12 protein-coding genes are annotated in these 13,358 nt (G+C 71.7%); 7 read left to right on the forward strand and 5 right to left on the reverse strand.

The window, feature by feature from the left end; genetic code table 11:
* Positions 1 to 31 precede the first annotated feature (31 nt).
* Positions 32 to 331, forward strand: coding sequence for a Dabb family protein (locus JOD49_RS14905; RefSeq protein ID WP_205307860.1), 300 nt, complete (start codon positions 32 to 34; stop codon positions 329 to 331).
* A 175-nt stretch (positions 332 to 506) separates the two neighbouring features.
* On the opposite strand, the gene JOD49_RS14910 is transcribed toward JOD49_RS14905, so the two are convergent.
* The gene (locus tag JOD49_RS14910; protein ID WP_205307861.1) at positions 507 to 1,301 is read right to left on the reverse strand and encodes a PspA/IM30 family protein; all 795 of its coding nucleotides are present in this window, start codon (positions 1,299 to 1,301) and stop codon (positions 507 to 509) included.
* A 98-nt stretch (positions 1,302 to 1,399) separates the two neighbouring features.
* The gene (locus tag JOD49_RS20585) at positions 1,400 to 3,574 is read right to left on the reverse strand and encodes a TPM domain-containing protein (protein ID WP_307822569.1); all 2,175 of its coding nucleotides are present in this window, start codon (positions 3,572 to 3,574) and stop codon (positions 1,400 to 1,402) included.
* Positions 3,575 to 3,799: 225 nt separating this feature from the next.
* On the opposite strand from JOD49_RS20585, the gene JOD49_RS14920 reads away from it, so the two are divergent.
* Entirely contained in the window at positions 3,800 to 4,543 is a 744-nt protein-coding gene (locus tag JOD49_RS14920) for a DUF5701 family protein (RefSeq protein WP_239525226.1), read from the forward strand.
* 640 nt (positions 4,544 to 5,183) lie between these two features.
* Here the strand turns inward: JOD49_RS14920 and JOD49_RS20920 are convergent.
* Positions 5,184 to 5,942 carry an LPXTG cell wall anchor domain-containing protein gene (locus tag JOD49_RS20920; RefSeq protein WP_205307862.1) on the reverse strand — a complete coding sequence of 253 codons (759 nt, stop codon included), beginning with the start codon at positions 5,940 to 5,942 and terminating at the stop codon, positions 5,184 to 5,186.
* Positions 5,943 to 6,564: 622 nt separating this feature from the next.
* Between JOD49_RS20920 and JOD49_RS14935 the strand changes: the two genes are divergently transcribed.
* From JOD49_RS14935 to JOD49_RS14950, 4 genes are all read left to right on the forward strand, one after another.
* Complete coding sequence (locus JOD49_RS14935) at positions 6,565 to 7,176, forward strand: TetR/AcrR family transcriptional regulator (protein WP_205307863.1); 612 nt, start codon at positions 6,565 to 6,567, stop codon at positions 7,174 to 7,176.
* 101 nt (positions 7,177 to 7,277) lie between these two features.
* Positions 7,278 to 7,763: a hypothetical protein gene (locus JOD49_RS14940; protein ID WP_205307864.1), complete on the forward strand. Its 486-nt coding sequence runs from the start codon at positions 7,278 to 7,280 to the stop codon at positions 7,761 to 7,763.
* Positions 7,764 to 8,298: 535 nt separating this feature from the next.
* Positions 8,299 to 8,892, forward strand: a complete 594-nt coding sequence (locus JOD49_RS14945) for a SigE family RNA polymerase sigma factor (protein ID WP_307822570.1) — start codon at positions 8,299 to 8,301, stop codon at positions 8,890 to 8,892.
* The gene (locus JOD49_RS14950; protein ID WP_205307865.1) at positions 8,889 to 9,905 is read left to right on the forward strand and encodes a hypothetical protein; all 1,017 of its coding nucleotides are present in this window, start codon (positions 8,889 to 8,891) and stop codon (positions 9,903 to 9,905) included. Before JOD49_RS14945 ends, JOD49_RS14950 begins: the two co-directional genes overlap by 4 nt.
* A 136-nt stretch (positions 9,906 to 10,041) precedes the next feature.
* On the opposite strand, the gene JOD49_RS14955 is transcribed toward JOD49_RS14950, so the two are convergent.
* Positions 10,042 to 10,830, reverse strand: coding sequence for an SAM-dependent methyltransferase (locus JOD49_RS14955; RefSeq protein ID WP_205307866.1), 789 nt, complete (start codon positions 10,828 to 10,830; stop codon positions 10,042 to 10,044).
* A 124-nt stretch (positions 10,831 to 10,954) separates the two neighbouring features.
* Here JOD49_RS14955 and JOD49_RS14960 point away from each other — a divergent pair, with 124 nt between their 5' ends.
* The gene (locus JOD49_RS14960) at positions 10,955 to 11,446 is read left to right on the forward strand and encodes a GNAT family N-acetyltransferase (protein WP_205307867.1); all 492 of its coding nucleotides are present in this window, start codon (positions 10,955 to 10,957) and stop codon (positions 11,444 to 11,446) included.
* 229 nt (positions 11,447 to 11,675) lie between these two features.
* Here the strand turns inward: JOD49_RS14960 and JOD49_RS14965 are convergent, their stop codons facing one another.
* On the reverse strand, positions 11,676 to 13,343 hold the full coding sequence (locus tag JOD49_RS14965) for a DNA repair helicase XPB (protein ID WP_205307868.1): 1,668 nt from the start codon (positions 13,341 to 13,343) through the stop codon (positions 11,676 to 11,678).
* Positions 13,344 to 13,358: the final 15 nt, after the last annotated feature.

Below are 13,358 nucleotides of genomic sequence, written 5' to 3' on the forward strand. Positions count from 1 at the left end.
GCTACCGGGTGGTCGGTGGCAGGGTGTCGACATGATCCGACACACCGTCGCCTTCCGCCTGCGCCACCCCGAGGGGTCCGCCGCCGAGGCCGCCTTCCTGACCGACGCGCGCGTCCTGGCGCAGATCCCGGGCGTCGAGAGGTTCGAACAGCTCCGCCAGACGAGCACCAAGAACGCGTTCACGTTCGGCTTCTCGATGGAGTTCGCCGACGCCGACGCCTACGCGGCCTACGACGGGCACCCGGACCACCGGGCGTTCGTCGCCCGGCGCTGGGTCCCCGAGGTGGAGGACTTCCTGGAGATCGACTACGAGCCGCTGGCAGCCGACTGACCCCCGAGGCGGCCGGACCCCAGCGGCGGCGCGCACGCCGCGTACGTCGCCCGCGCGAAGGCGGCGACCGGTCGGGGCCCTCGCACGCACGACGGCCGGTGACCTGGTGGTCACCGGCCGTCCTCGTCTCGGGTGTCCGCTGCGGTGGGCCGCCCGCCGGCGGCCCACCGGCGGCCTACCACTGGCCGGGTGCGTCCTGCGTACCTGCCTCGATCGACGTCACGGTCGTGGGCGTGATCTGCGGGGCGGGAGAGGCTCCACCGCTCTTGAGCGCCGCGAGTCGCGCCTCGACCTCGATGTTCGCCCCGGAGGCCTCGAGCTCCTCGAACTGCGCGTCGAGCGAGGACGCGGCGACCTCGGCCTGACCGAGCGCCTTGGCCTCCTCGCGGCGCACCTTCTCCTCGAAGCGCGAGACCTCGCTCGTGGGGTCGAGGACGTTGATCGAGCTGATCGCGCCCTGGACCGTCTGCTGCGCCTCGGCGGACTTCTGGCGGGCGACGAGGGAGTCGCGCTTGGACTTGAGCTCGCCCAGCTTGCCCTTCATCTGCGCGAGGCCGGTCTTGAGCTTCTCGACGGTCTCGCGCTGCGACGCGATGAGCGGCTCGGCCTGGCGGACCTCGCCCTCGGCGGAGATCTGCCGCTGGAGCGCGACCTTGGCGAGGTTGTCGAACTTGTCGGCGCCCGTGGTGTCGCCCGACGAGCGGAACCGGTCGGCCTGCGCGGAGGCCGCGGCGGCCTTGTCGCCCCACTCACGGACGGCTGCGACGTCCTCGTTGTAGTCCTGCTCGGCGAGCCGGAGGTTCCCGATGGTCTGCGCGACGGCCTGCTCGGCGTCGGCGATGCTGTTGGTGTAGTCGCGGACGAGCTGGTCCAGCATCTTCTGCGGGTCCTCTGCGCCATCCAGGAGCGAGTTGATGTTCGCCTTGGCCAGCTGGGTGATGCGTCCGAAGATGCTCTGCTTCTCTGCCATCGGTCGTGCCTTCCTGCTCGTGGATGCGGGTACGCGACGCTGTCGCGCGTGCTGTGCTGTTCGACTGCCGTTCGACCGTGGTCCCGTCGGCGCGGTCCCTAGAACCGTCCCCCTCTGCTGGAGCGTCCGCCCGACGATCCCCGGGAGGACCGGCCGCCCGACGACCCGCCGAAGCCGCCGCCCCCGAAGCCCCCGCCCCCGAAGCCCCCGCCGAAACCTCCGCCCGAGCGGCGTCCCCCGCCACCCCCGCCGCGCAGGATCTGGTCGAGGAGGATGCCGCCGAGGACCATGCCGCCGACGTTGTTCCCGCCTCCTCCCGATCCTCCGCCGAACATCCCGGGGCCGTTCTGCTGGGACTCCCAGGCCGAGGCGTCGCGCTGCGCGAGCTGTGCGGCGGCCTGGGCGAGGGAGTCGGCCTGCTGGGCCGTGGCGAGGGCGCGCACGGGGTCGGAGGGCTGCAGGGCGCGGGCTTCGCCGAGGTAGCGGATCGCCTCGGAGAGTCGCGTCCGGGCTTCGGGCCCGACGGCGCCGCGCCGGGTCTCGATGAAGTCGTTCGTCGCGCGGACCTGGGAGTCGACGCGCCCGAGCGTGTCGCGCAGGAGCGCCGCGGCGCGCGCGGTCTGCTCGGCACTCGCACGGAAGGGGGCCAGCGCGGCGTCGATCGCGGCCTCGGCGTCGGTCAGTCGCCGCAGGGCGGCGATGGGGTCGCCCCCGTCGCGCGCGGTCCGGGCCTCGGTCACGGCGGCCTGGGCGTCGGCTGCGCGTGCCGAGACGGTCGGGTCGGACGGTGCCAGGCGGGCGGCGTCGGCGATGTCGGCGGTGATCGACGCGACCGCGACGTCGAGGCGCTGCCCGGCCTGTGCGAGGACCTCGCCCGCCGAGTCGATCGCGTCGAGGAGCGTCACGGCCTGGCCCACGGCGTTCTCCGCCGCGCGGGCGTGCGCGACGGCCGACGCCCGGTCCGTGTTCTCGAGCGCCGTGCGCCCGGCGGCGACGGCCTCGCGGGCGCCCGCGACGAGCTGGAGAACCTGGTCGGGATTCGCGGACACCGACGCGAGCGCTGCGGCAGGGTAGGTCGTCGAGAGCGCTGCCAGGGTGCTGCGGGCCGGGGCGACCCGGGCCTCGACCTCGCCCGCGCGACGCTCGACCGTGTCGAGGACCTCCGGGGCGCGGGACTGGAGGTCACGCAGCTCGTCGAACTGGGCGGACTCCGCGTCGAGCGAGCGGCCGACCTCGGTGCACAGCGCGATGATCTGCGCCATCATCGTGCGGGCCTGGGGCTCGGACTCCGGGGTGTCGTCGTCGAGCTGCTGGCGCAGCGCGAAAGCCTGGGACGCCTTCTGCTTGCCCGTCGCGAGCGCCACCTGGAACTCCTGCGTCGCCTCGAGACCGAACTGGGCCTGCGCGAAGCCGAGCTCCTGCTCGGAGGTCTTGAGGGCATCGTCGATCGCGACGAGGGCCGAGCTGGCCCGTCGGTTCAGCTCGTCGGTCGGGAGCTGGGCGAGCTCGTCTGCCTCGTCGGGCCCGCCGGGCTTCGCCGCCGTCCCCCGGCGCTTGTTCAGGAGCGCGCGGACCACGAAGAAGCCCGCGATGGCGAGCAGCCCGACCACGAGGGCCACGAGCCAGCCCGAGCCGCCCGAGGACGACGAGCCGGTCGCCTCGGCCCGCAGGGTGTCCGCGGCGGCGACCGCGGCCCCCGCCCACTCGTCCTGGCTGAGCTGGTCCTCGACCGCCGCCTGCACGGTGTCGAGCGATGTCTCGGACAACCCGATGTTGTGGTCGGCCGACAGGTCGTAGCGCCGGTCCTGGGTCGCGACGGCCAGCAGGACGTCGTCCCGGCCCATGCCCGACAGGTTGGCCGTCGCCGCGGCCCAGGACTGCGCGTCCTGGCCGTCGAAGGTGTCGACGTAGACGACGAAGAGCTGGTACGGGGTGTCCTCCTCCAAGCGGTCCATCGCGGCCTCGACCTCGGCGGTCCGGTCACCCAGCACCCCGCTGGGGTCGGTGATGCGGCCCGGGAGGTCGAGCGGCTGCTCGGCGGGGAGGGCTGTCGCGGCCAGGGCAGGTCGTGCGGCGTCGGACGTGGCGGCGGCAGCGGCGACGACCGGGGCGTCGGGCGTCCCGAGGGAGACGGCTTCCGCGCTCGCGGGGAGACCCGGACCACCGAGGGCGATCGTGCCGGCGATCCCGAGCGCCAGGCCGATGCGGAGGACGGACCGGCGGCCGCGCTGGACGTGCCGGGGGAGTGCAGGGTGAACGGACGACGAGGTCACCTCGTGATCCTTTCCCACGGGTGCGGGGGCCGCAATCGCGAAACAGGACAGCAGGGGGCATTTCACCCGACCGGTTCTGACGGGGTGCGGCTCTCGGCGGTGGGCGCCTCCTCGTCGGTGCCGGGTCGCCTTCGTCCGCTCGGCGCGCGGCAAGCGTCGCGGACCGTCGCGGGAATGTTCGTACGGCGTACCATGTTCAGTGGAGGACGTCGACGAGAGGAACCCATGACGACCAGCACGACGCCCGCACGATCCGCCACGCCAGGGACGGCCGAGCGAGCCGCCGCACCCACGACCGGCCGACCGGCGCAGCTCTCCCCGGGAGCGGTCCTGCCGCCGCTCGCCGACCAGGCACAGCGCCTGGTCGCGCTCGGCGTCCACGAGATCGCGGGGCTGTCCGCGGACGACGTGCGCGACGCCGTCGAGCACCTTGCCCCGGGCGCACCCGACGGCGGGCTGCTCACCCTGCACCCCCGCCTCGCCCCGCCGTCCGTGCTCGCGCCGCTGCTGCGGCTCGGTGACAAGGCGGGCTTCGTCGTGGTCGACATGGAGGACGTCGACCGCTTCGAACCCCTCGAAGGGCTCGCGCTGCCGGACAGCCCGCTGTACGTCGTGACCGACGTCGACCGCGGCGACGACCTGGCGAACTGGTCGCCCGACGAGGCGCTGCCCGAGATCACCCGACGCGGCCGCACGCCGCTCGTCCTCAGCGAAGGGATCCACTGGGCCCTCCAGGCGCCCGACGTCGTCGAGCGCAACCACTGCTACATGACGATCGGGTCGCGGCTCCGCAAGGACAAGGGACGCCTCGACTCCCGCACGCCCGCCGTGTGGATCTCGAACGGCACCGGCCGCGACGGCAAGGAGCGCCGAGGTGCCCCCAAGGTGGGCTGGTGCTGGGCGGGCAACCGGCACACGTGGCTCGGCTTCGCGTCGGGCGCGGGTCGTGTCGGGACGTCGCGGGTGTAGGCGGCATCAACTCTGGCGTCGTCGGGGGCTCGTCTTTGCGCCTGACCCGACCAAGTCGACCAAGGGCATCGCCGATTTCCTGGCCCAGGCCGGAGAAGCCGGATGCGCGCCCGAGGTTGCGGCCTGGTTCATCGTCATCCCGCTAGGTTTGCGGGTGACGAGAGGGGGAACCAGATGCCCTCACGACCTCCGCCGAGCAGAGGACGCCTTCGTCGAGGCTCGCGCACTCTCCCTGCGCCAGGCTGGCATCCCCGCGACGTACGACCTCGAGGGACTGCAGGCCATCCACCGGCACCTGTTCCAGGACGTCGACGAGTGGGCCGGCCGGCCAGCACACCAGCGACGAGCTCGCCGAACTCTTCGGCGTCTCACGCGCCACCATCTACCGAACTGTCCAACGCACTACTATCCAACGAACTTCCGTTCCACCAACAGCTGGTGGATCGACCGGTTGAGATCACCCGTCAAGCAACCGCGTGAACAAGGTCCAGATTCCGCACAACTTAAGGTGCGACCCGGTAGCCGCTGCGAATCGCTACCCGGTTCCAGGCGCTCATCACCACGGCGAGCCAGACCCAGAAGGGGTGCAGAGGCACCATCGTGGGGCCGTCAGGAGCGGTCGCTGCGCTTCGCGTGAGGCTCAGTTGTTGCCCCCGCCCCCACCGCACCCACTGTTCCCGCCGGACCCACCAGTCTGCAGCCACTCCGGCGGCGAGGCCTGCCAGACCCACTGGACCCAGCTCACCGGCGTCGGGTAGGGGACACAAGCCCCGGCCTGGACCGGAGTCCCGGCACAGTCGCCCGACTCCTCGCCGGTCGCCGGGTCGACGACGTGCCAGGTGAAACCGGAGACGTTGTTCGTATAGACCAGCGCGAGCTCCCCGTCCTCGGTGCCCGGCGACGCAGTCGGATCGGGGACCGTGACAGGAGTCCACGCGATGGTCTGCCCGGCGGGCAGTGACCCCAGGTCGTTGCCGACCGGGCACGCCGGTGCCGGAGGCGGCGTCTGCGTCGGCGTGGGCTCCGGGGTCAGCGTGACCGTAGGCTCCGGCGTTGGCTCCGGTGTGGGCGCGGCAGGCGGTGCGGGGGCGGGCGCGGGTGCCGCCGGAGGGACGACCGGCGCGGGCGCGGAAGACTGTCGCTGGGACGAGGTGTCAGGAGGGCAGTCGGCAGCACGGGCCACGCTCGTGGACGGCCCGAAGGCAAGAGTGGCGGACAGCAGCACGATCGCTGCAGCCCCCGCGCCCGCACCGAGGCCCGCATGAGCAGAGCGGCGCCGCCGGGCGACGAGCAGAGCGGTCCCAGCGAGCACTGCGAGGACCCCCACGACGGCGAGGAGGCCCGAGCCGGACCCAGTCTGGGCGAGCTCGATGCACGAGTCCTGAGGTGGCATGTTCATCTCTTCTCACGTCTTCGACAGCGAGAGCCGAAAGGCTTCTCCTTCGACAAGAACTCGTTCGAAGCCGATCATCACGCGAAACGTGATGTCGACGCCGAAGGTCGGCCAGTGCGCTGAATCCGGGCGCCTCGCGAGAGCGCGTCATGTCAGGTCACGGTCGAATCGATGTTGCTGCGCTGCGACGAACGGGTCCTACGCGTCCCAAGGCGCGCCGCGCCCCGTGTCGAGCGTGTCACTCCCGGAGCGTTCGGGCGACCTCAACAGGGGGGGGGCGGGAGCACAGGGACGCCCCCGTGCCGGACGAGGCCCCTGTGCGCGATGACGGTGCCCCCACGCCCGCAGGGGCACGTGGCGCCGTCGTAGGGCCGTCCGCGGGCTCAGGAAGCGTCAGGCGTCCTGGTGGCAGCCCCCTCTTGGCGAGGTCTGCTGCGATGCGCACCGCTTCCTCAATACCAATCCACCATCAGGTGGTGCGTTGAGACCGCCGATGAGGTCGGCTTTGAACTCGGTCTCAGTTGAACCCCCTTCACGCGGTGGGCCTGGCTCGCGCCGTCAGGTCCCGGAGCCGGGCGCGCTCGAGGGTATTCTTTGACTGATCAATCAGACAAGGATTGGGGTCCAGGTGACGAGGCAGGCTGATCCTGAGCGGATCGCCCTCAGACGAGAACAGGTCGCGACCGAGGCGGGCCGCTTATTTGCCGCGCAGGGCTACGACCGCACGAGCGTCGCACAGGTGGCCAAGGCGGTCGGGACGAGCCCTGCCAGCATCTTCTACTACTTCGAGGACAAGGCCGCATTGTTCCGGGCGGTGTTCGAGCGGGACCTCCCGGCCGTGGAAGCGTTGATCGCCCGCCATGTTGAGGCAGCCGACCCGATGACGGCGATCCTCGACGTGCTCGACGCTCTCGCCGAGGATGCCGCCGACCCGAGCGCGTCGGGGATGCTCGTCGAGCTGCTGCGTCGGGTCGATCACGACCCCGAGCTGCTCGCGGTCGTGGCCCGCACTGCCGGCGTGGTGCGCGACGGCCTGGCCGCGCTGATCTCGCGTGGCGTCGCGGCCGGCACCGTCGATCCGCGCCTCGATGCGACCGAGGCGGCCGCCTGGTTGCAGGCGATCGTCGATGCGACCTACCTCAACGCCCGGCCCGGGCACTCGCCGCACGCAGAGTTGCGCCGTACCGCCCGGGGGTTTCTCAGCCCACCCCCGCGCGACCAGGAGGATCACGATGGTTGAACACCCGGCGGTCGTCACGATCCCGAGGCGGTGGATCGTCGGCATGTGCCTGGCTGGCGCGGCGCTGGGGTTCGGGGGGAGGGCGACTGATGATGCGACGCGTGGCTCTCGGTGCCGCCGGGGTGAGTCTCGCCGGGCTGCTGCTGACCGGATGCTCCCCGGCGGGTACATCTACCCCGGGGACGCCGCTGCCCGCAGCCGCCGAACAGGCCGACCCGAGCGCCGAACCGGCCGATCCTGCACCCGTGATCGAAGCCGTAGAGGCCGCGCTTCCTGAATCCCTGCAGGTCGAGGTCGAATCGATCCCGGATGGCCTCACCCGCGGATGGTTGATCAGGGCGGAGGTGCCGCTGGGCTACGTCGTCACGAGCGAGACTTTGCGGACGGTGCTGGTGGCGGCGTGGGAGGCGTCGCCGGACGCTAAGCCTGCGTTCGTCGCGTTCAATCCATGGTCGACCTACGAGGGCAAGGAAGGCGCGATCGAAGCCCAGCGCGCCGCCGACGAGCTCGGAATCGACTGGAGCCCGAGCTTCACAGTGGGCGTTCACGTGCCCGACTACGAGATCGAAAAGCTCGCCGCTACCTGAGACCCGGGCAGCGCTCGTCGCCGATTGGGTGCGCTCGGGCGCGTGGGGTCCCCTTGAGTGCAGGCCGCCTCCGGGCCAGGTACGCGGCCGAGCGCCCGTCGACGCATCATCTCGTCGTGACGGTGCTGAGCGTCCTGCTCCTCCTCGTCGCAGCCTTCGTCATCACGGTGGCGATCCGTCTCTGCGCCCGTCACGGTTGCCCGACAGCGCAGCCCGCGGCGGTGGACGCGCGGGGCCTCGATCGTGCCTCCGCGGCTGGTCGAGTTGGCCCAGGCGGATGCCGTGCTTGCACAGGACGTAGTCACGGCCGCTGAGCGCACTGGCGCAAAAAAACCCCCACCAGGTCGTTGTCCGACGTCGCAGAACCCGTTTGTGCGACGCCCGACAAGCGGTCGGTTGAGCGGTGTCCGGCCACTCCGGGATCGAATGGCCAAGGTTTGGTCACGATAGCGTCACTGCATGTCCGATGATCAGGGGTCGCCGACTGAACCGGGGTGGTGAGCAACCTTTTCGGGTCGTGGCCCGTGTTCTATGTGTGACGACGACAGGGGGGTTCGTGGCGCCGATCGGCGACAGCGACGAGGTCGTGCTTCCTGCCCGGTCCGGCGCCAGGACGCAGCGCGACATGGAGTTCACGGCCTTCATGGTCGACGCGGAGTCGACACTCTCCCGGACGGCCTGGTTGCTGTGCGGAGACGTGCACCGGGCGGAGGAGCTGGTGCAGCACGCGTTGGTGCGCACGTACGTGGCATGGCCCCGAGCGCGCGAAGGAGATCCGCTCGCCTACGCGAGACGGGTGCTCGCGAACGCGCGCATCGACAACTGGCGCAGGTACCGGCGAGAACACCTCACGGAACCGCACGAGCTGCCCTCCGGCGAGCACGCGTCGGCGGAGCGCGGGCACGCCGAGCGTGACGCCCTCGTCCGAGCGCTGCTGCAGCTGAGCCCGCAGCGTCGACGTGTTCTGGTGCTGCGATATCTGCTCGACCTGCCCGAGCGGCAGGTCGCCGACGAGCTGGGCCTGAGCCTCGGCGCGGTGAAGTCGGCGGCATCGAGGGGCCTGACGCACCTGCGCCTGATCCTCGGAGACGAGATGACCACGGCCGGAACCCTGAAGGAGGAGCGATGAACGACGAGGACTTCGTCGTGCGACTGCGCGCCGTCTCGCAGCACGCCCCCGACCTCACCGTCGACCACGCGACGGTCCTGCGGTCCGGTCGTCGTCGGCGAAGTGCACGAGCAACCACGACGACTCTCGGCGTCGGCGCGTTGTGCGGCGGACTGGTCGCCGGTGCGCTCGCCCTCGTACCGTCACCGCCGCGCGAGACCCCGGTCGTGCCCGCCACGAGCACCACGACGACGAGCCCGGAGCCTGCGGAGAGCGCGGCCGAAGAACCGGCTCGGGCGATCGTCGATGAGGACGCCGGGACGATCACGACCGCCCTGGACGGCTGGTTCGTCAGCGCCGAGGAGCGCGCCGAGATGGACACCGCCCGGGACGTGTTCGTAGCCCGCTGCATGACGGCAGCGGGATACGAGGATCTCGTGCAGCTCGTGGGCCCCGTCCCCGCAGAGAAGAGCTCCGACGGAGCGGAGTTCGGCCTGTGGCGTCACGGCTCGCTCGCAACGAACGGCTACACCCAGGAACCCGTTCAGAGTCCCAACCGGTTTCGGGCCCGGGTCGAGGACGAGGCCGCCCTCGAGCAGCAGCGCTCGTGCTTCGGTCAAGTGATCGCGGCCGGGCTCTCATACGACCCGGGTCAGTTCGAGGCGTCGGCTCCGGCCGGTCTCACCCCGGCGACGAGCACCCCCGAGGGGATCGGGGTCATCGACGAGTGGAAGCAGTGCCTGACGGAGCGAGGGGTCCAAGCCCCCGGGACAGACGAGGGAATGGTCCCGCCCGGCGTGCGCGACGCGTCGCCGGAAGAGGTGATCCGCATCGGTGAGATCGACCTCGCGTGCAAGGACGAGCTCGGTGTCGTCCAACGGCTCGCCGACATCCAGGCCGCCGACGAGGCCGAGTACATCGCCCGCAACAGGGACTACCTCGAGCTACGACGTCCGGTCGAGCAGGCCGCGCTCGAGGTCTCGCGTGCCTACCTCCAGGAGCAAGGGATGTCGATGGACCCGGCCACCTGGTGAGCGAAGTGCTCGTCGTGCTGTGCGGCGGAGCGCTCGTGCTCGCCGGCGCGGCGCTCGACCCGGCCGGCGACGTCGTCTCGTCCGAGGAGGTGACCGTGAAACGTGTGGGCCGGTCGGGCGCGTCGGGCCTCGGACGTCACCGCTGCCGGGAGACCGTCCCTCGACGACTCGTGACGGCGGCCCGGCCCGGGTGCAGGACCAGCGTGACGAACCCGAGACCGCCACGGTATCCCTGGAGCCAGCCGTCGCGGTGCGTCTCGACCGCGGAGAGCACCTCACGCGCGTCAGGGTGGTCCGGGTTCTCGACCGCCCAGCGAGCGGGTGCCCCCGTCCACGCCCACTCGTAGTCGTCCCACTCCTCCTGCGTGCTGACGTGCCCGTGCACCGTCGCCCACCCGTGCCGCGTCACGAGGTCGACGGTGCTGGGCAGGTCGAGGTACTCGTCCGGGGAGAGGCCACCGAGACCGTCGAGGACGGCCGCCGTCGGGGGTGCAGGCCAGAAGCAGTCACCGAGCAGGAGCAGGCCGTCGGCGGCGAGGTGGCCGCGCGCGGCCTCGAGCGTGGGTCCCAGGCCCCCGAATGCGTACGCTGCGCCCACGCTGAGCACCGCGTCGAACGGCGCCTCGCTCACGTATTCCCGGACGTCGCCCTGAACCAGCGTCAGGCGGTCCGCAACGCCCGCGGCAGCAGCCTTGGCCAGCGTCTCCTCGAACCCGACGTCGGACGTGTCCACCCCCACCGCGGCCAGGCCCGGTTCGCGGCCCAGCGCCCGCAGCAGCCACGTGCCGTCACCGCATCCGAGGTCGAGGACGCTCCCTCGGCCGCCCGTCGTCCGGTCGAGCAGGCCGTCGACGCGGACATCGCTCAGCGGCGACGCGATCGGGTGCTCGGAGTGCGCCAGGCGCAGGAGTGTGGATCGTTCCATCCCCGGACACTATGCGAGGAGCAAGGGCCGGGACACGGGATTCTTGCGTGGAGCGTCCGGGCCCGACCAGGCAGGCGACGTGAAAAGCCAGGACTTCCACTCGGGCCCTCGATACTCTCCGCGGGTGACGACGATCAGGACGTTCCAGCCCACCGACCTCGATGCCCTGGTGAGCCTCTCGCTGCGTGCGTGGGAGCCGGTGTACGACGCGTGGCGCGCCCACCTCGGTGAGCGGATCTACGAGCTCGCGTACCCGGACTGGCGTCGGAGCCAGAGCGACACCGTGCGCTCGGCCTGCGCCACGCACGCCACGACCACGCTCGTGGCCGAGCGGGACGGACGACCGGTCGGGTTCGCCACGGTCGTGCTCGGCGCACCGGGCCTCGACACGTCACGCACGGGGGACGTCGAGCTCATCGCGGTCGACCCGGCCGTGCACCGAGCTGGCGTGGGCGGGGCCCTCATGGACGCCGCCCTCGATCTGATGCGCGAGGCCGGGTGCGCCTACGCGAGCGTCTGGACCGGAGGCGACGACGGGCACGGGCCCGCCCGCGCGATGTACGAGGCGAGCGGGTTCACCGCGCTGCCGCTCGTGCACTACTACCGCGAGCTCTGAGACGCGGCACCCCGAGCGGCGCGGGCGTGACCGGCGGTCGGGGCGCAGGGGCGGGGGTGTTCCGCTGCGGAGCGACAACTATTGTTGCCACTTCGCCGCGAACACCCCCACCACCCCGCGAGCATCGCGCCCCTCTGCTGCGCGACGCCCAGGTCCACTCCATCCGCGGTCGGACCTGGGCGTCGTTGCGTGCCCGGCGGCTACCTTGCTCCGCTGCGGTCCCCACCGGTCACTGCACGACGCCCAGGTCCTCGGCATCGACGATGCGGTAGGCGTAGCCCTGCTCCGCCAGGAAGCGCTGGCGGTGCGCCGCGAAGTCCTGGTCCACGGTGTCGCGCGAGACCACGGCGTAGAAGTGCGCGGTGCGACCGTCCTGCTTGGGTCGCATGATGCGGCCCAGACGCTGGGCCTCCTCCTGGCGCGACCCGAACGACCCGGACACCTGGATCGCGACCGACGCCTCGGGCAGGTCGATCGAGAAGTTCGCGACCTTGCTCACGACGAGCCGCGAGATCTCCCCGGACCGGAACGCCTCGAACAGCCGCTGCCGCTCGCGCACGGTCGTGGCCCCCGTGATGACGGGCGCGTCGAGGTGGTCGCCGAGCTCCTCGAGCTGGTCGAGGTACTGGCCGATCACGAGGACCTGGTCGTCGGGGTGCGCGGCCGCGATCTGCTCGACGACGCGGTTCTTGCCCGCCGCGGTGGCCGCGAGCCGGTACTTGTCCTCGGGCTCGGCGGTCGCGTACGCCATGCGGTCGCGGTCGGACAGCGTGAGGCGCACCTCGACGCAGTCCGCGGGCGCGATGTACCCCTGGGCCTCGATGTCCTTCCAGGGGGCGTCGTACCGCTTGGGTCCGATGAGGCTGAAGACCTCGTCCTCGCGTCCGTCCTCGCGCACGAGGGTCGCGGTCAGGCCCAGGCGGCGGCGCGCCTGGAGGTCCGCGGTCATGCGGAAGATCGGCGCGGGCAGCAGGTGGACCTCGTCGTAGACCACGAGTCCCCAGTCGCGCGCGTCGAGCAGCTCGAGGTGCGTGTAGACGCCCTTCCGCTTGGTCGTGAGCACCTGGTACGTCGCGATCGTGACGGGCTTGATCTCCTTGCGGGCGCCCGAGTACTCGCCGATCTCGTCCTCGGTGAGCGTCGTGCGCCGTACGAGCTCGTCGCGCCACTGGCGCGCGCTGACGGTGTTCGTCACGAGGATCAGGGTCGTCGTCCCGGACTTCGCCATGGCCCCGGCGCCGACGATCGTCTTGCCTGCGCCGCAGGGGAGGACGACGACGCCGCTGCCCCCGTGCCAGAACCCCTCGACGGCCTGCTGCTGGTAGGGGCGCATGGCCCAGGGCTTGTCCTCGTGCGCCGGGTCGGTCGGCGACAGGTCGATGGGGTGCTTCTCGCCGTCGACGTACCCCGCGAGGTCCTCGGCGGGCCAGCCGAGCTTGAGCAGCACCTGCTTGAGGTGCCCGCGCTCGGACGGGTGCACGACCACCGAGTCGTCCCCGAGCCGGTCGCCCACGAGCCCCGCGGTCCGCTTGGACTTGAGGACCTCGGCGAGCACGGCCTTGTCGGTCGCCTGGAGCACGAGCCCGTGCGTGGGGTGCGCGACGAGCTGGAGCCGCCCGTACCGCGACATGGTCTCCGCGACGTCGACGAGCAGCGCGTGCGGCACGGGGTAGCGGCTGTACTCGAGCAGCACGTTGACCACCTGCTCGGCGTCGTGCCCCGCGGCGCGCGCGTTCCACAGCCCGAGCGGCGTGAGCCGGTAGGTGTGGACGTGCTCGGGGGCTCGTTCGAGCTCGGCGAAGGGGGCGATCGCCCGTCGGGCGTCGCCCGAGCGCGGGTGGTCGACCTCGAGCAGCAAGGTCTTGTCGCTCTGCACGATGAGGGGGCCGTCGGCCATGGGCGTCCTTCCGGG

Origin of the sequence: Oerskovia jenensis (assembly GCF_016907235.1) — a bacterium.
GTDB lineage: Bacteria > Actinomycetota > Actinomycetes > Actinomycetales > Cellulomonadaceae > Oerskovia > Oerskovia jenensis.